Consider the following 20,102-nt stretch of genomic DNA (forward strand, 5'->3'; position numbering starts at 1 on the left):
CGGCCCCTAGCCCGCCCAGTTCGTCACAAGGTTCATCGCGGGGCCTCGACCTGGTCGACCAGGCCGCGCACCACGTCGTCGACCTTGCGGCCCTCGATCTCGGCGGCGGGCGACAGGATCACCCGGTGGCGCAGGGCCGGCAGGGCCAGGGCCTTGACGTCGTCGGGGATCACGTAGTCGCGTCCCTCGAGCGCCGCGCGGGCCCGGCCGGCGACGGCCAGCATGGCCGCGCAGCGCGGCGAGGCCCCGCCCGACAGCTCACCGGTCTCGCGGGTGGCCCGCACCACGCCGACGATGTAGCGGACGATGTCGTCGGTCAGCCGCACGGTCGCCACGGCCGCAACGGCCTCGGCGATGGTCTTGGCGTCTGCGGCCGGCTCGACGCCGAACCCTTCGGGCGAAGGCTGGCCGGTGCGGCCGCCATGGCTGGCGACGATCGCGGTCTCTTCGGCCAGGCTGGGATAGGCCAGCACGTGCTTGAACAGGAAGCGGTCAAGCTGGGCCTCGGGCAGCGGATAGGTGCCCTGCTGCTCCAGCGGGTTCTGGGTGGCCACCACCATGAAGCGGTCGCTGAGCGGATGGCGCTCGCCGTCCAGGGTGACGTTGCGCTCCTGCATGGCTTCCAGCAGCGCCGCCTGGGTCTTGGGCGGGGTGCGGTTGATCTCGTCGGCCAGCAGCAACTCGCAGAAGATCGGCCCCTTCACCAGGGTGAAGGCGCTGGTCTGGAAGTTGAACAGGTTGGCGCCTAGGATGTCGCCGGGCATCAGGTCCGGCGTGAACTGGATGCGGCCGAACTCCAGGTTCACCGCCGTGGCGAAGCACTGGGCCAGGAAGGTCTTGGCCGTGCCGGGCGGACCTTCCAGCAGCACGTGGCCGCCGGCGAACAGGGCCGTCAGCATCAGGTCGATGGTGTCGTTCTGGCCGATCACGGCCTTGGCGGTCTGCGCACGGATTCTGCCGGCGAGCGCCTGCACCTCAGCGACGTTCACGGGTCATCTCCAGTCTCCACTGATGCCATTTTGCGGCGACCTTCATCAGGTCGCCCAACGAACGGACCGTTCGGGTTTCTTCATCCAGGCTCGAGGCGCTGTCGGCCGCGCCGAAGCGCTCGCCCTGGCGGTCCAGGAAATCGGTCAGGGCCTGGCCCTCCAGACGCGAGCCTCCGGCCCGTAGGCCCCCCAGGGCCTTGGTCGCGGCGGCGCGCTGCAGCTCGGCGTAGCGCGGGGCCAGGGCCGGCTCGCGCCTGGCCATGCGGATCAGGCCGGCGGAATTGTCGATCAGGGCGTCCTTGCCCAGGGCCAGGGCCCGCTCGCCGCGCCGCACCGCCCGGAACCGCGCGGCGGCGTGCAGGCCCATCAGCAGGGCGGCGGCCACCAGGCACAGGGTGGCCCCGACGAACGGCGCCTCGAAGGCCAGTTTCAGCACGTTGCGTGAGCGGGCGAAGCCGTTGAGGGTGACGTCGAAGGCGATGGCGCTGGTGTCGGTGTCGCGTCCGATCGCGTCGTCGCGCAGCAACCGCACGACGCCAACCCCGGCCTTGGCCGTGCGGATATCCTTCAGCCCCATGGTGTTCAGGAGGTCCGGCTCGGCCAGGAAATAGGTCTCGGTCGGCATGCGGCGGGCCAGGACCATCCGGCCCTTGCCGTCGGTCAGCACCGGCGTCAGGCCGGGACCGGACAGGGTCTGCAGGTTCTTGATGGGCCCGGTCTCGAACACCAGCCCTTCGGCCACGCTGCCCGGCGCGCCGAACAGCCGCTGCGGCGCGGCGCCCTTGTCGATCGTGGTCGAGGCCTTGGCGATGCCGACGGCCTTGAGCAGGCCGGCCAGGTCCACGGGGCGGACGGGCTTCAGGCCGCCGACCCAGCCCGGATGGCGCGGATCCAGTCCGCCCGTCCACTTGGGCAGCACCACCAGGGTGCTCGACGACAGCTTGGCCGCCTTGACGTAGGCGTCCCGCGAGACGTTCGATTCCGGCGCGAAGATGATCAGGGCCGGCTCGTCGCCGCTCAGGTCCCGACGGCTGACGATCACCGGCTCGTTCAACCCGCGCAGCAGGCGCACCATGCCGCCATAGCCGATCGCCGACTTCGACAGCGCATGGGCCCGGCCGTTGTCGCCCGACTGCAGGTCCGGTGCGTAGGTCGAGAGCACGACGAAGGCCGAGAAGGCGAACACCCCGGCCACGATCATGCCCAGCACGACCTTGGGCGAGAACAGGCGGCCGTCGCCGTCGCGCAGCGGCTGCGTCGCCGTCGTGGTCTCCACCGCGCTCATCGCCACGCCTCGGCGAAGGCGAAGCCCTCATAGGCCTTGCGGCAGGCGGCGAATTCCTCGGCGCCGACGGACCGGCCGCCGAAGAAGCTGCGCTCCACCACCCGGGCGATCTCGCTGAAGGTGCGGCGCAGCCGCTCGGGCACGCCGTCCAACTGGGCGATGTCGCGGCTGGTCAGGGCGGGCTTGATCAGGTCCGGGCGCTTGCCCTCGATGTCCTCGATGCTGCGGAACAGGATCAGGTGCACGGCCTCGGCGAAGCGGCCGGCCGCGGCCAGCCGGTCGGCGTCCTCCAGCAGGGTGCGGGCCTTGGCGGCGCTGGGCCGCCAGACCTCGTCGTCCAGGACGGGACCCCTGTTCGGCTTCAGCGAAGGCCAGCGGGTGGTGATCAGTTCGCGCAGCAGGAAATACAGGATCAGCGCCGCGCCCAGGATCAGGCAGCCCCAGAACACGTAGGCCAGAAAGGGCGCGATGTCGGCCAGGACCTTGCCGATCGCCAGCAGCCAGTCTGGGACGTTCGGCGGCTTGGGCGCGGCGGTCGGTTCGAACTGCAGGTCCTTGCCGCGCAACAGGGCGCCATGGGCGCGCGCGAAAGCGTCCGACGCGCCGTCGAAACCCGGCGACGCCGCGTTGCGATCCACACCAGCCCCCGCCCTCAAACGCCTACTCCCGACTGCCCCGTCGATACTGCTAGACGATTCAACTTTCGGTGTCGCCTTCAACCGAACGCCGACGATCATCTCGCGTCGATTTGCGAAAATCGATTCGTCCGGAAAAGACGCCGCGCACGCGCCGTTGAGGGCCGCCCAACGCGCCGCGCCGCGCTCGACCGGCGACTTCCCCATCACTGGAGAGCGCCGCCGAAGCGGTGATTTTAGTCAATCATTTCAACGGGAGGATTGGTGGGCCGGCTGGGATTCGAACCCAGGACCATTCGATTAAAAGTCGAATGCTCTACCACTGAGCTACCGGCCCGCATCGACACGGCGGGAGGCCGGTGGAAGCGGCGCGGACCATAGTCGGGGGGCGCTCGCGTCGCAAGCGCGCTTTCGCACCGAGAGGGAGATGACGAACGCGCCTTTCGCGCGTTAGGCTGACGCTATGCGCAGTCTGCTGCTTCTCGCCGTCGCCGTTCCCCTGTTGGCCGCCTGCGCGTCCAAGTCGGAGCCCCCGCCGCAGAAGATCCAGTCCACCTCCGACGCCAACAAGGACGGCATCGCCGGCGCGGCCCAGGCCCCGTTGCGTGACATGAACCTGGTGCGCACCAAGATCCCCCCGGTCCTGCTGGAGGCCATGGCCGATCCCTATGCCCGGCCGCCCGGCAAGAAGATCACCTGCGAGACCCTGATCATGCTGGTCGCGCCGCTGGACCTGGCCCTGGGCGAGGATGTCGACCGCCGCCCGCCGGAGGACAACGAGGACTTGCTGGACCGCAGCAAACGCATGGCCGGCTCGGCCGCCTTCGGCGCCATGGCCAGCGCCGCCCAGGACCTGATCCCGATGCGCGGCTGGGTCCGCAAGCTCAGCGGCGCCGAAAAGCACGACAAGCTGGTGCAGCACGCCGTGGCCTCGGGCGCGATCCGCCGCGCCTATCTGAAGGGCCTGGGCGAGGCGCGCGGCTGCAATCCGCCGGCCACGCCCCAGCACCTGGCCAAGCCGGCCGCGCCGGTGGTCGAGAAGCGCTTCCCGTGGATGAAGGATGAACCGGTGGCGGAGACCCCGGTGGTCGAGACATCGGAAGCCGGCGCCGCGCCAGTGGACACGCCGTCCGCCGAGCCCGCTCCGCCTCCGACCAAGAAGAAGAAGCCGATCTACAAGTTCTGGTAACGGCTCCTATCCAAAGCGGAAGGCGGGCGCGTGTCGCCCGCCCCGGCCTTGGCTAGGTCTTCGGGGACACGCCCTCGCGCCTCAGAGCCGCCTGCACGGCGGGACGCGCTTCGATGCGCGCGACGTAGTCTTCAAACTCCTCGCCCAAGGCGAAGTCCAGCTGGAGCGCTCCGCGCGCCATGACGAACAGATAGGCGTCCGCCACGCTGAACGTTTCTCCAAACAGGTAGCCGCGCCCAAGACCCGGCGCGACGAAGGCGAACCAGCGGACGATGTCTTCGGCGATCGGCGTCCGCGCGTCTTCGGAAAGCGAAAAATAGATCGGAAACCGCTTGTGAATCTCGCTGGCGATGAAGCTCAGCATCTCCAGCAGCCGGTAGCGGCCGAGATCGCCCGCTGGGGCGAGATGCGGAGCCCGGTCCGCGACCCAGGCCAGGATCGCCGCATTCTCGGTCAGCACCTGGCCGTCATCGAACATCAGGGCGAGCACCTGTCCCTTCGGATTGACGTCGAGATAGGCGCCCCCGTCGCTTAATCGTTTCGTCTCCAGGTCCACCTCGGCGATCTCGACCTGAAGCCCGGCCTCCAGCAGCGAGATGTGGTCGGCGAGGCTGCTGAATTCGGGCGCGAAGAACAGTTTCATCGGATCAATCTCCAGTCTGGCGGCGGGGCCAAGCGAGCCTTCGACCTCTGCCCGCCGTTGCACGGCGCTTCCACGCCGCGTTCCTTCGTCACGCCGCCCTATTGCTGGGCGTCCTCGATCCGCGCCCCGCCTGGGCCAGCGCCATCACGAGCGCGGGCGCGATGCAGCCGGCGGAGGCGAGCGCGCAGCCGGCGAAGCCGAAGCGTGCGAACAGCGGCTGATAGAACAGCGCTCCCGCCGAGACGGCCAGATAGGTGACGGTGCTGTAGAGACCCAGGATCGCGCCGGTTTGAGCCGGGTCGAGCGCCGTCAGCCGTCCGACGATCAGGTTCAGGCCGATGTGGTTGGCCAGGCCCCAGACGAGGCAGAGGGCGATGAGAACCGCCGCGTGGGCCGAAGCGATCGCCAGGGCCGCGTAGACGAGGCCGAGGCCCAGAAACGCGACCGGGGCGGCGACGGCGCCATGGCGATCCAGCAGGCGGTCCAGGAAGGCGGCAGCCCCGAATCCGAGGCCATAGGCGGCGGGCGCCAGACCGGCCAGGGCCGTCGACAGCCGCAGGGCTCCCGTGAAATGCGGGCCGAGATAGGCGTAGAGGCCGTAGAAGGCCGTCATGTAGGCGGCGACCGTCAGCAGGGCCGGACCAACGCCGCGAACGCGGAGCGCGGTCAGGGGGGAGCTGGCGCGCGCCGAGGAGACCGGCAGGGCGAAGCCCCGGTGACGATGGACCCCGACGGCCAGCCCTCCCGCCGCGACGGCCAGCCCCACGAACACCAGGCGCCAATGGGCGAAATCGGCGACGAGCGCCGAGACGCTGACGCCCGCCACCAGGCTTATGGTCCATCCCGTAAGCACCATGCCGAGGGTCTGGCTCTCGCGCCCCTTCTCGGCGACCTGAGCCGACAGCGCGTAGATCGCCGGCAGGGCGCAGCCCGCGGCCAGGCCGGCGAGCACCTGGCCCAGGCTCAGCACCAGGAGGTTGGGCGCGCAGGCGGACAGGACGAGACCCGCCGCCAGGACGAGCAGCGCGCGCAGGAGCGCTGCCTGCCGCCCGATCCTGTCGATCACCGGAGCCAGGACCAGGGCGCTGGCCGCCGTCGCGAGTCCGTAGGCGGCGGCCGCCTTCATCACGCCAGCCGCGTCCACGCCGGAGAAGGAAGCGGCGACGGCGCTGGCGATCGGGCTCAGGGTCAGCGAGTTCGCACCGATCACCGCGATCGAGCCGGCGAGCAGGAGTATCTTGCGGGTGAACATTTCGCTGCCCTAATGCTATTAGGAGAACAACAGAAACGTCCGAATGGCATTCAGGAAAGCACGAACATGTCGAATGCGGAAAAAACAGATGTCGTTCGGCAGCCGCACGCCGTGGGGCGCGTGCTCGATGGGTTCGACCGAAAAATATTAAGCGCGCTGGCCGCGGACTCGGACGTCAGCTACGCCGAGCTCGGCCAGAGGGTGGGCCTGTCGGCGCCCGCGGTGCATGACCGGGTGAAGAAGCTGCGCGCGTCCGGGTGCCTGCGCCGCACGGTGGCCCTGCTCGACGGGCCGGCGATCGGCAAGCCGCTGCTCGCCTTCGTCCATGTCGACACCGCCGGCTGGGGCGGGACCCAGGACTTCGTGGCGATCGGCGACCTGCCGGAGGTGGAGGAGATCCACTCGGTGGCCGGCGACACCTGCATGCTGCTCAAGGTGCGCTGCGCCTCGAGTCGGGCGCTGGAGGGCCTGCTTGCACGGCTTTACGCGACGCCCGGGGTAAGGAGCACTCGCAGCTACATAGTCCTGTCGACCTACCTCGAACGTCCCGCTCAAGGCGGTGTCAGCGAGATCCTGGACGCGAGCTGACGTCCCTAACCGCCCTGCTGGCGCGCCGCGAAGTCTTTGCGGAATTGCTCGAACCGGCCTTCGGCGATCGCCGCCCGCATGGCGGCCGTCAGGGCCTGGAAGAAGGCGATGTTGTGCCAGGACAGCAGCACCTGGCCCAGGATCTCCTCGGCCTTGAACAGGTGGCGCAGATAGGCCTTGGAATAGTCGCGGCTGGCCGAGCAGGTGCTGGTCGGATCCAGCGGCTCCTCGTCGTCGGCGTAGCGGGCGTTCTTGATGTTGATCGCCCCGTTCCAGGTCCAGGCCTGGCCGTGGCGGCCCGAGCGGGTGGGCAGCACGCAGTCGAACATGTCGACGCCGCGATAGACCGCCTCCACCAGGTCGATCGGCTTGCCCACGCCCATCAGGTAGCGCGGACGGTCGGCCGGCAGCATGGCGGGCGCGTAGTCCAGCACCTCGCACATCGCCTCGTGGCCCTCCCCGACCGCTAGGCCGCCCAGGGCGTAACCGTCGAAGCCGATCTCCTGCAGGCGTTCGGACGACTCCTGGCGCAGGTTCTTGAACGTCGAGCCCTGCTGGATGCCGAACAGGGCCTGGGTGTCGCGGGTCCCGAAGGCGTCCTTGGAGCGCTTGCCCCAGCGGGCCGACAGCTCCATGCCCTGGCGGGCCCTCGCCTCTTCCGCCGGCCAAGCGACGCATTCGTCCAGCTGCATGACGATGTCGCTGCCCAGCAGGTCGGCCTGGATCTCCATCGACCGCTCGGGGCTGAGCACGTGCTTGGAGCCGTCGATGTGGCTGGAGAAGGTGACGGCCTCCTCGGTGACCTTGCTGATCCCCGACAGGCTCATCACCTGGAAGCCGCCGCTGTCGGTCAGGATCGGCTTGTCCCAGCGCATGAACTTGTGCAGCCCGCCCAGGCGCTTCACCCGCTCGGCCGTCGGCCGCAGCATCAGATGGTAGGTGTTGCCCAGGATGATGTCGGCGCCGGTGTCCTTGACCTGGTCCACGGTCATGGCCTTGACCGTGGCGGCGGTGCCCACCGGCATGAAGGCGGGCGTGCGGATGTCGCCGCGCGGGGTCTTCAGCACCCCGGTGCGGGCCGCGCCGTCGGTGGCCGAGATCTCGAAGGGAAAGGCGACCATCAGGCGTGCTCTGAATCGGCGCGGAACAGCAGCGATCCGTCGCCATAGGAATAGAAGCGATAGCCCATGGCGATCGCGTGCTCGTAGGCCGCCTTCATCGTCGCCTGGCCGGCGAAGGCGCTGACCAGCATGAACAGGGTCGACTTGGGCAGGTGGAAGTTGGTCATCAGCACGTCAGCGGCGCGGAAGCGGTAGCCGGGCGTGATGAAGATAGCCGTCGCATCGGCGAACGGCTTGATCACCCCATCCTCGCCGGTGGCGCTTTCCAGCAGGCGCAGGCTGGTCGTGCCGACGCAGACGATGCGGCCGCCGTCGGCGCGCGCGGCGTTCAGGGCGTCGGCGACGTTGGCCGGAACCTCGCCGAACTCGGCGTGCATCTTGTGTTCGGAGACCACGTCGGTCTTGACCGGCAGGAAGGTGCCGGCGCCGACGTGCAGGGTGACGAAGTGCAGGCTGACGCCCCGGGCCTTCAGTCGCTCCAGCAGCTCGGGCGTGAAGTGCAGGCCGGCGGTCGGGGCGGCCACCGAGCCGTCCTCGCGGGCGTAGACGGTCTGGTAGTCGGCGCGGTCGCGGTCGTCCTCGGCGCGCTTGGCGGCGATGTAGGGCGGCAGCGGCATCTCGCCGTGGGCGGCGACGGCCAGGTCCAGGTCGACGCCGGCGAAGTCGAAGGCCAGCTCGATCTCGCCGCCCTCGTGCTTGGCGATCACGGTGGCGTCCAGCATGCCCGCCTGGCAGGCGCGGTCGGCGTCATGGCCGAAGGCGATGCGGTCGCCTTCCTTCAGGCGCTTGCCGGGCCGCATGAAGGCGACCCAGCGGTCGGGGGCGATCCGGCGATGCAGGGTGGCCTCGACCGCCACCGGCGATCCGTCGCCGCCGCCGGTCTCGCGCCCGGCGCGCAGGCCCATCAGTCGGGCGGGGATCACGCGGGTGTCGTTGAAGACCAGGGCGTCGCCAGGCCGCAGGAAATCCGGCAGCTCGCGAACGATCCGGTCTTCCAGGCCTTCGCCCGGCCCCGCTTGAGGCTTGACGACCAGCAGGCGCGCGGAATCCCGCGGCTCGGCCGGCCGCAGGGCGATCGCCTCGTCGGGCAGGTGGAAATCGAAGTCGGACAGGCGCATGGGGCGGCTTCAAGGCCACGACGGGGCGTCGAGGTCAAGCGTCCAGGCGCCGCGCCTCCGGTCAAGCCTCGATGGACAAACCCCGCCTTCCACCGCCATCCTACGTCCTCGACGTCTCACGGGGGGAACCATGACCGTCACGACCCAGCGCTTGTCCGCGCTCTGCGCCTGTCTCTTGCTGACCGCCTGCCAACCGGCGACCGAGACCAAGAAGGCCGAGACGGCCCCCGCGCCGTCCACCGCCCCGGCCGCGACGCCGCCGGCGCCGGTGACCTTTTCGCACGACCCGGCGCTGGACAGCCTGGGCTTCTATTTCACCGACACGGACGTTCAGTCGGGCAGCCTCAAGCTGGAATCGCTGAGCATCGGCCAGGCCAGCGACTTTGCCGATTGGGAGGCCGGCAAGCGGCCCGCGACCTACGCGCCGATCTTCATGACGTTCGACGACGTCACCAGCCCTACGGCCGAGAACGAGCTGGGCCAGACCTATCACACGGTCTCGGTGCGGGTGATGCCGACCGCCTATCGGGTGGACGACCGGGAGGTCAGCTTCCACGGCGTCGATCCCCGTCTGGGCCAGGTGACCTTCACCGGCGCGTTCGACGTGGAGGCCCTGAAAGCCGCCAAGGCCGCGGGCCCAGGCCAGACGCAGCGCGTGCTCAAGGGCGGCCTGCAGGTCGGCGACCAGCAATTCCGCAATATCAGCTTCATGTACTTCGGCGGCGAGTAAGCCTGGCGCGGACGCCATGCGACCGTGCTAAGGCCAGACCCGATGAGTCTGATCCTGAACCTCGCCAGCCTGTTCCTGCGCGGCACCGCCCTGATGTTCGGTCTGGTCGGCGCGGTCGCCGGCCTGGCCTGTTGGGGCGGCCTGTTCAGCGACCGGCTCGACGCCCTGGCCCATCTGGCGCCGATCTGGCTGGCGTGCGGCTTCATAAGCCTGGTCCTGACCGCGATCTTCGCCCGGGATCTCGAGCGGCGCGCGATCATGGGCCTGGCCCTGACGGCGATCTGCGCGCTCGGCGTCCTGATGGCGCCCGAACTGCTGGCCGCCGTTAGCGCCAAGACCCGGCCGCCGACGACCTCGACCGTCAAGCTGGTGCAGTTCAATGTCTGGGGCCAGAACAGCGACCCGGTAGAAACCCGGGACTGGATCCTCGCCCAGAAGGCCGACATCGTCGTCCTGGAGGAAGGCGGCGGTTCGACCTGGCCGATCGTCAAGCAACTGCGCAAGACCTATCCGAACTACGTGACCTGCGACGGCCGGCAGGTCTGCGACACCTGGATCTTCAGCCGCTGGCCGTTGGCCGACCGGCGCGGCTTCTACCAGGACCACCACCCGCTGGCCGGCGCCTGGGCGACGATCCGCCATCCGGACGGCGCCTTCACCGTGGCCGGCGCCCACTATGTCTGGCCGATCCCCGCCGGGCGGCAGCAGGGCCAGAGCCGGATGCTGGTCGATCTGCTCAAGCGGTTTCCCCGCGACAGCCTGATCGTGACGGGCGACTTCAACTCCACGCCCTGGTCCTGGACCCTGCGCCGCCAGGACAAGGCCCTGGGCCTGGAGCGGCGCACCCGCGCCCTGGCCAGCTGGCCCACCGGCGAGTTCTCGCGCGTCGCCAGCGCCCCCTTCCCGATCCTGCCGATCGACCACGTCTATGCCGGCAAGGCCTGGAAGACCGTCAAGGTCGAGCGCGGCCCCAGCCTGGGTTCGGATCACCGAGCGATCGTGGTGACGCTGGCGCGCTAGACGCCGCGAAGCTAGGGCGCCACGAAAAAGGGCCCCGGTTTCCCGAGGCCCTGGTTCATTCAACGTTCGACGCGACGACTATTCGTCCGAAGCGATCTTGGCGCTGATGATCTTGCCCGGGGCGCGCGGCGGCTCGCCGGTCGGCAGGGCGTCGACGTTTTCCATGCCTTCGACCACCTGGCCCCAGACGGTGTACTGGTTGTCCAGGAAGGTGGCGTCGTCGAACACGATGAAGAACTGGCTGTTGGCCGAGTTCGGATCGGGGGTGCGGGCCATCGAGCAGACGCCGCGCACGTGCGGCTCCTTGGAGAACTCGGCCTTGATGTCCGGCTTGGCCGAACCGCCGCGGCCGGTGCCGGTCGGGTCGCCGCCCTGGGCCATGAAGCCCGGGATCACGCGGTGGAAGACCACGCCGTCATAGAAGCCCTCGCGGACCAGTTCCTTGATCCGCTCGACGTGGCCGGGGGCCAGGTCGGGACGCATCTTGATCGTGACGGGCCCGGACTCGAGCGTCAGCAGCAGGGTGTTTTCGAGGTCGGCCGACATGGTCATCCCTTGAGGCTTGAAGAGGGGGAGGCTTGAAGAGGGGGAGGCTTGAAGAGGGGGAGGCTTGAAGAGGGGGAGGCGTGAACAGGGGGAGGTGGAAGTGAGTCGGAGAGGCTTCTAGCCCGCTTTCCATAAGGGGGAAACCGCTCGGTTGGATCCCGAGGGCGGATCAATTGTCACAGCCCAGCTTGTGATCTACCGGACGTCCACGGCCAGATCGACGTCGCAGACCGAGAAGTCGGCCCCACGCTCGGCGCGCTTGCGGGCAACCTCGGCCTTGAACCAGGCGCTGGCGGTGTCGACCACGCGGACGCTGGGCCGCTCAGCCGCCGGGATGTCGGCCAGCAGGCGCACCTTGGTCATCTGGTCTTGCGGCTTCTCGACCGGCTCGCCGGTCTTGATCGCGCGCACCACGTCCAGGCCCGTCAGCACGCGGCCATAGGCGGTGTAGCGCTTGTCGAGCGACGGGTACGGCTGGCGCATCAGGAAGAACTGGCTGTTGGCCGAATTGACATCCTCGTCGCGGGCCTCGCCCACCACACCGGGGCAATAGGTTCCCCAGGCCGAGACCTTCTTGTCCGAAGTGACCTCGGCCCAGCTCCAGGCCTGGCTGACGACCGGCAGCGACTTGAGGAAGCCCACCTCGGTCCCGGCCGGGGCGGCGGCGGCCACGAACGGCGTCGAGGCGTCGCGGCGGAAGGTGAACTCGGCCTTGAGGTTGGGTTTCTTCGAGCCGCCCTCCCCGGTGTCGTCCGGATCGCCGGTCTGGGCCATGAAACGGTCGATCACCCGGAAGAAGGTGCGGCCGTCATAGACGCCCTCGCGGGTCAGCTCCTGGAAGCGCGCCACGTGGCCGGGCGCGACCTCGGGGATCAGCTCCACGACGATCCGCCCCTTGTTGGTGTCGATCACCACCAGGTTCTCGGGCGCCGGGGTCCGCCATTCATTGGCCTTGGGCGGGGTGATCTTCGGAGCGGCGTACTCTTCGCCGGCCGCCGTCAAGCCGGAAAGAACCGCGACGGAAGCGACCAGGGAATGGATCATTATTTCACCTGCACGGGTACGGTGACGTCGCACGGCCCGAAAGCCCCGCCCATCTCGGCGCGCTTCTTCTCGATCAGCGCCGCGAAGGCCGCCGAGCGGGTGTTCATCACCTGGATGCTGGGGCGCTGAGCGGCGGGCATGTCGGACAGCACGCGGACGGTCGTCATCTGGTCCTGCGGCGCGGCGACCGGCTCGCCGGTCTTGATGGCGCGGATGGCCTCGATGCCGGTCAGCGCCCGTCCGAACGGCGTGTAGGTCTTTTCCAGCGAGGCGTAGTGCTGGCGCATGAAGAAGAACTGGCTGTTGGCGCTGTCGGGATCGTTGGCCCGGGCCATGCCCAGGACGCCGGGGCAGAAGGCGCCCCAGGCGGCCACCTTGCCGTCGGCGGTCATCGCCGCCAGGGCGCTGTTCTGGCTGTAGACCGGCAGTGAACCGACGAAGCCCATCTCCGTCGTCCCCGCCTTGCCGGCGGGCACGTAGTCGGGGCCGCGGCGGAACAGGAACTCGGCGGTCAGGTTCGGCTGGTCGGAGCCGCCGGTGCCGTCGTTCTTCGGATCGCCCGTCTGGGCCATGAAGCTGTCGATCACGCGGAAGAAGGTCAGGCCGTCATAGAAGTGGGCCTTGGCCAGTTCGCGCACCCGCGCCACGTGGTTCGGCGCCGTCTCGGGCGACAGCTCGACGATGATCCGGCCCTTGTTGGTGTCGACCACCAGGATGTTCTCGGGGTCGGGCGTCCGCCAGTCGGAGGCCTGCTGGGCGCTGGCGGCGGAGGCCGCGGTGAGCGCCAGGACGGCGGCGATGGACGCAAGCTTCATGGATATCCCCGATAGAACTGGTCTGACGGCGTAGAACGCCGCCGCGCGAACGACAAGTGGCGGCGCGTTAGACCCGACGATTCCGGCGAGTTTGGGGTGCGAGGCCTCACGACTTCGGCCTTCGCGAAAGAGCGAGTTGGGACGGACGGAATCACTCTCGATAGCTGTTGCGCGAAGCGTCACGCCCTTGGGTTGACTCCCTTCGAGGGATGAGTTCCTTTTATCGCAAAGCGTGAGCTGATCGATACAGCAAGCAAGCGCGATCACTTGCCCGTTGGGGGGAGACCATGCGTCCGACAATCATAAGCGTCGCGGCCGTCGCCGGGACGGTGCTCCTGTTCTGCGCCGACGCCGCTGTCGCCCAGTGCGTCGACGCCACGCCCGGCCGCTGCAGCGTCCAGCAGTGCAGGCTAGAGACATGACGCTCAGGTCAGGGCTTGTGGAGCCATCTCTGGTCCGCCCTATGCCTACAGGTGCAACGGCGCCACGCGAGCAAAGGACAGGTCGGACTTCGCCGCGAAGAACCTGAGCTGCCTGCGGGCGCGTCGCGGCACCAGCGAGTGCTTCGACAAGATCGACGCCGGTCACTTGCATCAGATCACGACCTTGAAGACCGCGATCCCGACCTGCGGCGGGGTCGTGCCTCCGAACCCCGCCGGTCCGGCCCGTCCATAGGTCCGCCTTCGAGACGCCGACCGGGCGCCTGACGCGAAGTCCGTCACGGGGGGCCGGCGCCTTCGGGATCAATCCGGGCGATCGATTTCATAGCGATCCCTCCGCGCTGGGAGGGCGAACCGCCGAGCGGCGGCAAAGGGGGTTTCATGGCGCGACCGTCATTCGGCGGAGGACCGCCTTCAGGTCCAGCCAGGCGAAGCGGCGTCGGCGCCTCCATCCGCCGGACCGCCGCGACCCTGGCCTGGATGGTCGCGCTGCTGGTCGGCCTGGCGGGATCGCCGACCTGGGCGCGCGGCGACGAAGCCCTCACGCCGGCGGCGATCGCCGAATTCGAACAGAAGCTGGGCGCCGCGCGCGCCGCCCAGGCGGTCGTCGCCGGTCGGATCGCCTGCTTCGAGCGGCAGGACCGCGATCTCGTCCTGGAGCGCGACGCGGACCAAAGGCGTCTGGGCGAGCTTGTCTCGCACAAACGAGACCTCGAAGGCCTGATCGTCCAGCAAAGATCCGAATACGAAGGCTTCTCGCAGGAATACAACGAAGGCAGACGCCAGGTACAAACCATACAGAACGAGCTCGTCAGGCTCAGAAATTACAAAGCCGCCAAGGAAGAAGCCCTCCGCATCTGCAAGCGCCAGTGGGGATTCATGGGCTTCATGTGCGATCTCTCGATGGAGATCGCCCAAGCCACGGGCATGATCGAGAAGAACGATCACCAGATCGCCGTCGCCCAGAGCCGCGTCGTCGCCGCCGAAACGGGAATGAGACAGGCCGAGGCGCGCTACCGTCAAAGCGAGGCGGCGCTCGCTCAAAGCCAGCAGGACGCCGCCAGGACGCAGGAGGAGATCAGGGTCGCCGAGGCCTCGATCAGCCGTCTGCAGGCGACGCTGTCGACCCTCCGGCCCGAGGTTCACAACAACAGGGTGCTGCTGGACGACTTCGCCAGCGCCCTGGACGAGGCGAAAAACGTCGACACTTCCGACGGTCGCGCGCGAACGGCCCGGATGGTTCGAACCCTGGCCGTCAGAGTGGACCAGTCCACGCGGCAGTCGGACGCCCTGGTCGCCCAGGCCAGGACGGTCCTGACCGAACAACAGTTCGCGGTGTGCTTTCGATAATTCCCATTGAACTCGCACGCCCCGACAGGAGGAAACCATGGCCGACATCGCCCCCTTCAGAAGCCAAGCCGCGCTGCTCTCGGATCGCATCGAGGATGAGGTGGACAAGCTCCGCGCCAGAGACCCGCTCGAGCTGGCCGCCTGGGACAGTCAGCTCGTCAGGCTCTACGTCCAGAAGATCGAGGGCACGTACAACGTCGACCGGGCCAAGACCGACACCGACAACGCCATCGACCTTCTCTACATCGCCTACAACACCACCCCGCAGGAAGAAGGCGAGATCCGCGTCAAGATCGCCGCGATCATGGACAAGCTGATCGTGGCGCAAGGCGATAGCGAGCGGACGATGCGCGATGCGATGCGCGCGGCCAACAATGTCCTCCGCGTCCTGGACGACACGCTCCCCGTGTGGGTGGACGCGCGGGAGGACCAGCAGGCCGACCCCATCAAGACCTTCGTCGCCGAGGACCTGCTGGAGCTGGCCACCGACATCAAGGCCCGGGCCACGGTCATCAAGGAGCAGTTGCTTCGGATCGCGGCGTCGTATGATCACATCATCGCCGAGACCGCTTCGGCGTCCGCGGTCAGTGAGCGGGCGCTCGGCCGTCGCCTGATCGACCAGCAGGCCCTCCAGGCGGAGATCGACGAGGCCAACGCCGACCGCGAGCAGTTGGAGTCCCTGGTCAGGGACCTGAGGGAGGAAGTCCAGAAGTTCGAGGCCCGGGCGCGCCAGTACGAGCAGCGCGCCACGACCGCCGAACAGCGGGCGTTCATCATGCAGATCGTCAAGATCGGCGCCCAGGTGGTGGCCGCGGCCATCCCGCCGATCGCCATGGCGGCCGGCGGCGCCGCGACGGGCGGCGCGTCGGTGATCGCCGCCTCCACCTTGAACACGGTGAAACAGGTCACCGAGGCCGGGGGCGACGACGAGGGCGAAGGCGACGACACGCCCAAGCCCGACGTCACCGCCGAAACCATCCGGACCAAGCGGGAGATCGCCGAGACCAAGAAGGAGCTCGCGGTCGCGGAAAAGAAGGTCGGCGAGATCGAGGAAAGAGTCGAAGGCCTGCGACGGGACCTCACCAAGGCCCAGGAGGAGGACGAGACGCCGGTCGACGCCGAGACCCCCGACGAGGCCGTCGAACAACCCGCGGACGGCGAGGCGGTCAAGGCGATCAGGCGACGGCTGAAGGACGCCAAGGCAGAGCTGGAAGCGGCCCAGAAAAAGACCCGCATGCTGGTCGGCGTGCTGTCCGGGCTTCAGGATTCACTGAAGGCCCTGGCCCAGGGACTTGGCGAACTTTCACAGGCGCAGAAGGACGAAGCGGCCGGACTGCGCGAGATCCAAATGAGCATGCTCGACAAGGCCGAAGCCTATGAGCGGGAGCGTCGCGAGCAGGCGGCCAAGCTGGTGAGGATCACCGCCCTCATGAGGGGCAAGCTCACCAAGGACGAAGCGATCAAGCTGGCGATCAAGTCGCTCAACATCAGCCTGAGCGCGCTGAAGCGCACCAAGGAGATCGTCGAGGAGATCGCGTTCTTCTTCAAGTCGTTCGCCGACTTCATGGACCAGGTGGCCGACGAGGCGAACAACGAGATCGTCAGGGCCAACCGCGTGGCCGCAGGGTCGCCCCCCGGCAGAGCCGTACTCAGGCAACTGATCAGGACGACCGACGGGTTCTTCATCCGGCAGAGCGGCCAATGGCGCGCGGTGCACCACGTCTCCGACGCCTTCAGCCGCAGCTTCGCCGACGGTCGCTCGAAACTGAACCAGCTCAGCGGCAGGTACATCAACGGCGACGAGCTCACGGCCTATCTGCAGGCGGCCGCGGTCCTGCTCAAGCAGATCGCCGACGAACGTGACGACGCGTCCAGGGCGCGACTTCTCCTCCTCGAGGAGAGCCGCCGGGCGCTGTACGACAAGGCGACCAAGGAAAGCGCCTAGGGGCAGGCCCCGCGTGCGGAAGCTCTGAGGGCTTCCGCACGAGGGTCGCCAGCGTCGCCGCCCTACTTCGCTAGCTTGGCCAGCAGCTGTTCGGCCACGCCCGGCGGCACGAACTTGTGGACGTCGCCGCCCAGGGCCGCGATCTCCTTGACCAGCCGCGAGGCGATGGCCTGGTGGCGCGGGTCGGCCATCAGGAACACGGTCTCGATCTCGCGGTCGAGCTGCTGGTTCATGGCCGTCATCTGGAATTCGTATTCGAAGTCGGCCACGGCCCGCAGGCCGCGCACGATCATCTGGGCCCCGACCTCGCGGGCGAAATACATCAACAGGCTGTCGAACGGCCGGACCTCGATCTCGGCGATCTTGGTCAGGTGGGCCGTTTCGCGGCGCACCATCTCGACCCGTTCGTCTAGCGAGAACAGCGGCCCCTTGCCGATGTTCACCGCCACCCCGATCACCAGCCTGTCGACCAGCTTGACCGCCCGACCGATGATGTCGAGGTGGCCGTTGGTGACCGGGTCAAACGTCCCCGGATAGAGACCGATCCGCATGCTTTTCCCTCACCCGGGCGTACGCCCGATGGCCCCCTGCTTTGGGTCGCTTACGAGGTCTCGTCCGCCTCGTTTTCGTCGCCCGTCCCATTTTCGCTACCCGTGTCGTCGCCGCCGGTTTCGGCGAGACGCTCGACGCTGACGACGTGTTCGTCGGCGGCGGTGCGGAAGATGGTTACCCCTTGGGTATTCCGCGCTGCAACACGAATTTGCGAGACCGGCACCCGGATCAGTTGACCGGCGTCGGTGACCAGCAGGATCTGGTCGCTTTCATCGACCGGGAACGAGCCGACCAGCTTGCCGCCGCGCTTGGACAGATCCTGGGCGGTCAGGCCCTGACCACCGCGACCGGTGCGACGATAGTCGTAGGCGCTGGTGCGCTTGCCGAAGCCCTCCGACGAGACCGTCAGCAGGATTTCCTCGGCCGCGCCCAGTTCGGCGATGCGCTCGGGCGTCAGGCTGGCCTCGCCGCCCTCGTCCTCGCCCTCTTCAGCGGCGGCCGGAGCCTCCTCGCCTTCCTCGCCCAGGGCCCGGGCCAGGGCCCGCTGGTGCTTGAGGTAGGCGGCGCGTTCAGCCGGGGTGGCGTCGACGTTGCGCAGCACGCTCATCGAGATGACGCTGTCGCCCTCGGCCAGGCGCACGCCGCGCACGCCGGTGGAGTCGCGGCTGGCGAACACCCGCACTTCGTCGGTCGAGAAGCGGATGCAGCGGCCCGAGGCGGTGTTGAGCAGGATGTCCTTGCTGCTGTCGCAGACGGCGACGCCGACGATGCCGTCGCCTTCGTCCAGCTTCATGGCGATCTTGCCGTTGCGGCGAACGTCCACGAAGTCAGACAGCTTGTTGCGACGCACGCTGCCCGAGCGGGTGGCGAACATCACGTCCAGGCCGTCCCAGGTGGCCTCGTCCTCCGGAAGCGTCAGGATCGAGGTGATGGTCTCGCCCGGCTCGATCGGCAGCAGGTTGACGAACGCCTTGCCGCGGCTGTTGGCGACGCCCTGCGGCAGACGCCAGACCTTCATCTTGTAGACCTTGCCGCCCGAGGTGAAGAACAGCAGCGGCGAGTGGGTCGAGGCCGAGAACACGCGGGTGACCGCGTCCTCGGTCTTGGTGGCCATGCCCGACTTGCCCTTGCCGCCCCGGTGCTGGGTGCGGTAGGCGGCCAGCGGCGTGCGCTTCACATAGCCGCCCAGGGTGACGGTGATGACCATGTCCTCGCGGACGATCAGGTCCTCGTCCTCCATGTCGGCGTCGCCGTCGACGATCGCGCAGCGGCGCGGGATGGCGAATTTCTCGCGCACCTCGACCAGCTCCTCGCGGACCACGGCCATGATGTTGGCGCGGTCCGACAGCAGGTCGAGATAGCCCTTGATGGCGTCCGACAGCGTGGCGGCCTCGTTGCCGATCTCGTCACGACCCAGGCCAGTCAGACGCGACAGCGTCAGGGCCAGGATGGCGCGGGCCTGTTCGTCGGTCAGGCGGATCAGGCCGCCCTCTTCCTGCGCCGTGCGCGGGTCGGCGATCAGCTCGACCAGCGGCAGCATGTCGCCGGCCGGCCAGGCCTTGGCCACCAGGCGCTCGCGAGCCTCGGTCGGATCCTTGGACGAGCGGATGATGTGGATGAATTCGTCGATATTGGCGACGGCGATGGTCAGGCCGACCAGGACGTGGCCGCGGTCGCGCGCCTTGCCCAGCTCGAACTTGGTGCGTCGGACGACCACCTCTTCGCGGAACTTGACGAAGATGTCGATCAGTTCGCGCAGGCCCATCTGCGAGGGACGGCCGCGGTTCAGGGCCAGCATGTTGACGCCGAACGAGCTTTGCAGCGCCGTGAAGCGGTAGAGCTGGTTGAGGATCACCTCGCCCGAGGCGTCGCGCTTCAGCTCGACCACGATGCGCATGCCGTCGCGGTTGGACTCGTCGCGGATGTCGGAAATGCCCTCGATCCGCTTATCGCGGACCATTTCGGCGATGTACTCGACCAGGTTCGACTTGTTCACCTGATAGGGGATGGCGGTGATGACGATGGCTTCGCGGCCGGTGCGGATCTCTTCCACCGTGGCCAGGCCGCGCATGATCACCGAACCGCGGCCGGTCAGCAGCGCCTGGCGCGGGCCGGCGCGGCCGATGATCTCGCCGCCGGTCGGGAAGTCGGGCCCCGGCACCAGGTCCAGCAGCTGGTCGGTAGTGACGTCCGGCTGATCGATCATCAGCAGGCAGGCGTCGATGATCTCGCCCAGATTGTGCGGCGGGATGTTGGTGGCCATGCCGACGGCGATGCCGCCGGCGCCGTTGACCAGCAGGTTGGGGATCCGCGACGGCAGGACGACAGGCTCCTGCTCCTTGCCGTCGTAGTTGTCCTGGAAGTCGACCGTGTCCTTGTCCAGGTCGGCCAGCAGCGACATGGCCGGCGGGGCCATGCGGCATTCGGTGTAACGCATGGCGGCGGGCATATCGCCGTCGACCGAACCGAAGTTGCCCTGGCCGTCGATCAGCACCAGGCCCATCGAGAACGACTGGGTCATGCGGACCAGGGTGAAGTAGATCGAGGCGTCGCCGTGCGGGTGATACTTACCCATCACGTCGCCGACCACGCGGGCCGACTTCACGTAGGGCCGCTCGGGCGTCTGGCCCTGCTCGTGCATCGAGAACAGCACCCGGCGGTGCACAGGCTTGAGACCATCGCGGGCGTCAGGAAGCGCCCGACTGACGATCACGCTCATCGCATAGTCGAGATATGAGCGGCGCAGCTCGTCCTCGATATTGATGGGGGTAACGTCCCCGCGGGACGCCGGCGAGGCCGGAGACCCGGGGATGGTGTTTTGATCGTCGCTCAAGGGAATT

The 20,102-nt window shown here is 68.3% G+C and carries 18 protein-coding genes and 1 tRNA gene; 6 read left to right on the plus strand and 13 right to left on the minus strand.

Translation table 11 applies throughout. The features are described from left to right. Positions 1–32: 32 nt before the first annotated feature. The 4 genes from AC1DMQ_RS08090 to AC1DMQ_RS08105 all read right to left on the minus strand — a co-directional run bounded on the left by AC1DMQ_RS08090 (position 33) and on the right by AC1DMQ_RS08105 (position 3,246). On the minus strand, positions 33–989 hold the full coding sequence (locus AC1DMQ_RS08090) for an AAA family ATPase (RefSeq protein WP_477033037.1): 957 nt from the start codon (positions 987–989) through the stop codon (positions 33–35). Continuing rightward, positions 976–2,274 (minus strand): hypothetical protein, encoded by a 1,299-nt coding sequence (locus AC1DMQ_RS08095; protein ID WP_477033038.1) that lies wholly within the window; start codon positions 2,272–2,274, stop codon positions 976–978. Before AC1DMQ_RS08095 ends, AC1DMQ_RS08090 begins: the two co-directional genes overlap by 14 nt. Continuing rightward, positions 2,271–2,912 (minus strand): DUF4129 domain-containing protein, encoded by a 642-nt coding sequence (locus AC1DMQ_RS08100; protein WP_477033039.1) that lies wholly within the window; start codon positions 2,910–2,912, stop codon positions 2,271–2,273. The genes AC1DMQ_RS08095 and AC1DMQ_RS08100 overlap by 4 nt, the downstream gene beginning before the upstream one ends. A 259-nt stretch (positions 2,913–3,171) precedes the next feature. Continuing rightward, positions 3,172–3,246: transfer RNA gene (locus AC1DMQ_RS08105), tRNA-Lys, on the minus strand. A gap of 126 nt (positions 3,247–3,372) precedes the next feature. Here AC1DMQ_RS08105 and AC1DMQ_RS08110 point away from each other — a divergent pair. Then, entirely contained in the window at positions 3,373–4,098 is a 726-nt protein-coding gene (locus tag AC1DMQ_RS08110; protein ID WP_477033040.1) for a hypothetical protein, read from the plus strand. A 52-nt stretch (positions 4,099–4,150) separates the two neighbouring features. Here the strand turns inward: AC1DMQ_RS08110 and AC1DMQ_RS08115 are convergent, their stop codons facing one another. Together AC1DMQ_RS08115 and AC1DMQ_RS08120 are read right to left on the minus strand one after the other, a co-directional pair. Further along, positions 4,151–4,741 carry a glutathione S-transferase family protein gene (locus AC1DMQ_RS08115; RefSeq protein WP_477033041.1) on the minus strand — a complete coding sequence of 197 codons (591 nt, stop codon included), beginning with the start codon at positions 4,739–4,741 and terminating at the stop codon, positions 4,151–4,153. A gap of 88 nt (positions 4,742–4,829) precedes the next feature. Beyond that, positions 4,830–5,993 (minus strand): MFS transporter, encoded by a 1,164-nt coding sequence (locus AC1DMQ_RS08120; RefSeq protein WP_477033042.1) that lies wholly within the window; start codon positions 5,991–5,993, stop codon positions 4,830–4,832. A 120-nt stretch (positions 5,994–6,113) separates the two neighbouring features. On the opposite strand from AC1DMQ_RS08120, the gene AC1DMQ_RS08125 reads away from it, so the two are divergent. Next, the gene (locus AC1DMQ_RS08125; protein WP_477033043.1) at positions 6,114–6,581 is read left to right on the plus strand and encodes an Lrp/AsnC family transcriptional regulator; all 468 of its coding nucleotides are present in this window, start codon (positions 6,114–6,116) and stop codon (positions 6,579–6,581) included. Between the two features lie 5 nt (positions 6,582–6,586). Here the strand turns inward: AC1DMQ_RS08125 and tgt are convergent, their stop codons facing one another. Together tgt and queA are read right to left on the minus strand one after the other, a co-directional pair. Further along, a complete protein-coding gene (gene tgt, locus AC1DMQ_RS08130) occupies positions 6,587–7,702 on the minus strand; it encodes a tRNA guanosine(34) transglycosylase Tgt (protein WP_477033044.1) in 1,116 nt (371 codons plus the stop codon). Beyond that, positions 7,702–8,820, minus strand: coding sequence for a tRNA preQ1(34) S-adenosylmethionine ribosyltransferase-isomerase QueA (gene queA, locus AC1DMQ_RS08135; protein WP_477033045.1), 1,119 nt, complete (start codon positions 8,818–8,820; stop codon positions 7,702–7,704). The genes tgt and queA overlap by 1 nt, the downstream gene beginning before the upstream one ends. A gap of 130 nt (positions 8,821–8,950) precedes the next feature. Between queA and AC1DMQ_RS08140 the strand changes: the two genes are divergently transcribed. Further along, the gene (locus AC1DMQ_RS08140; protein WP_477033046.1) at positions 8,951–9,550 is read left to right on the plus strand and encodes a hypothetical protein; all 600 of its coding nucleotides are present in this window, start codon (positions 8,951–8,953) and stop codon (positions 9,548–9,550) included. A 42-nt stretch (positions 9,551–9,592) separates the two neighbouring features. Further along, positions 9,593–10,570, plus strand: coding sequence for an endonuclease/exonuclease/phosphatase family protein (locus AC1DMQ_RS08145; protein ID WP_477033047.1), 978 nt, complete (start codon positions 9,593–9,595; stop codon positions 10,568–10,570). Positions 10,571–10,648: 78 nt separating this feature from the next. On the opposite strand, the gene AC1DMQ_RS08150 is transcribed toward AC1DMQ_RS08145, so the two are convergent. The 3 genes from AC1DMQ_RS08150 to AC1DMQ_RS08160 all read right to left on the minus strand — a co-directional run bounded on the left by AC1DMQ_RS08150 (position 10,649) and on the right by AC1DMQ_RS08160 (position 12,975). Then, on the minus strand, positions 10,649–11,116 hold the full coding sequence (locus AC1DMQ_RS08150) for a peptidylprolyl isomerase (protein WP_477033048.1): 468 nt from the start codon (positions 11,114–11,116) through the stop codon (positions 10,649–10,651). A gap of 195 nt (positions 11,117–11,311) precedes the next feature. Beyond that, positions 11,312–12,160 (minus strand): peptidylprolyl isomerase, encoded by an 849-nt coding sequence (locus AC1DMQ_RS08155; RefSeq protein ID WP_477033049.1) that lies wholly within the window; start codon positions 12,158–12,160, stop codon positions 11,312–11,314. Then, positions 12,160–12,975 carry a peptidylprolyl isomerase gene (locus tag AC1DMQ_RS08160; RefSeq protein WP_477033050.1) on the minus strand — a complete coding sequence of 272 codons (816 nt, stop codon included), beginning with the start codon at positions 12,973–12,975 and terminating at the stop codon, positions 12,160–12,162. The genes AC1DMQ_RS08155 and AC1DMQ_RS08160 overlap by 1 nt, the downstream gene beginning before the upstream one ends. Positions 12,976–13,895: 920 nt before the next feature. Here AC1DMQ_RS08160 and AC1DMQ_RS08165 point away from each other — a divergent pair. Next, a complete protein-coding gene (locus AC1DMQ_RS08165) occupies positions 13,896–14,765 on the plus strand; it encodes a hypothetical protein (protein ID WP_477033051.1) in 870 nt (289 codons plus the stop codon). 37 nt (positions 14,766–14,802) lie between these two features. Further along, positions 14,803–16,710, plus strand: a complete 1,908-nt coding sequence (locus AC1DMQ_RS08170) for a hypothetical protein (protein ID WP_477033052.1) — start codon at positions 14,803–14,805, stop codon at positions 16,708–16,710. A 62-nt stretch (positions 16,711–16,772) separates the two neighbouring features. Here AC1DMQ_RS08170 and coaD read toward each other — a convergent pair whose 3' ends face one another. Continuing rightward, positions 16,773–17,261: a pantetheine-phosphate adenylyltransferase gene (coaD, locus tag AC1DMQ_RS08175; RefSeq protein ID WP_477033053.1), complete on the minus strand. Its 489-nt coding sequence runs from the start codon at positions 17,259–17,261 to the stop codon at positions 16,773–16,775. A gap of 50 nt (positions 17,262–17,311) precedes the next feature. Then, positions 17,312–20,095, minus strand: coding sequence for a DNA gyrase subunit A (gene gyrA / locus AC1DMQ_RS08180; RefSeq protein WP_477033054.1), 2,784 nt, complete (start codon positions 20,093–20,095; stop codon positions 17,312–17,314). Positions 20,096–20,102: the final 7 nt, after the last annotated feature.

It is taken from the genome of Caulobacter sp. 05L422 (genome assembly GCF_056397765.1).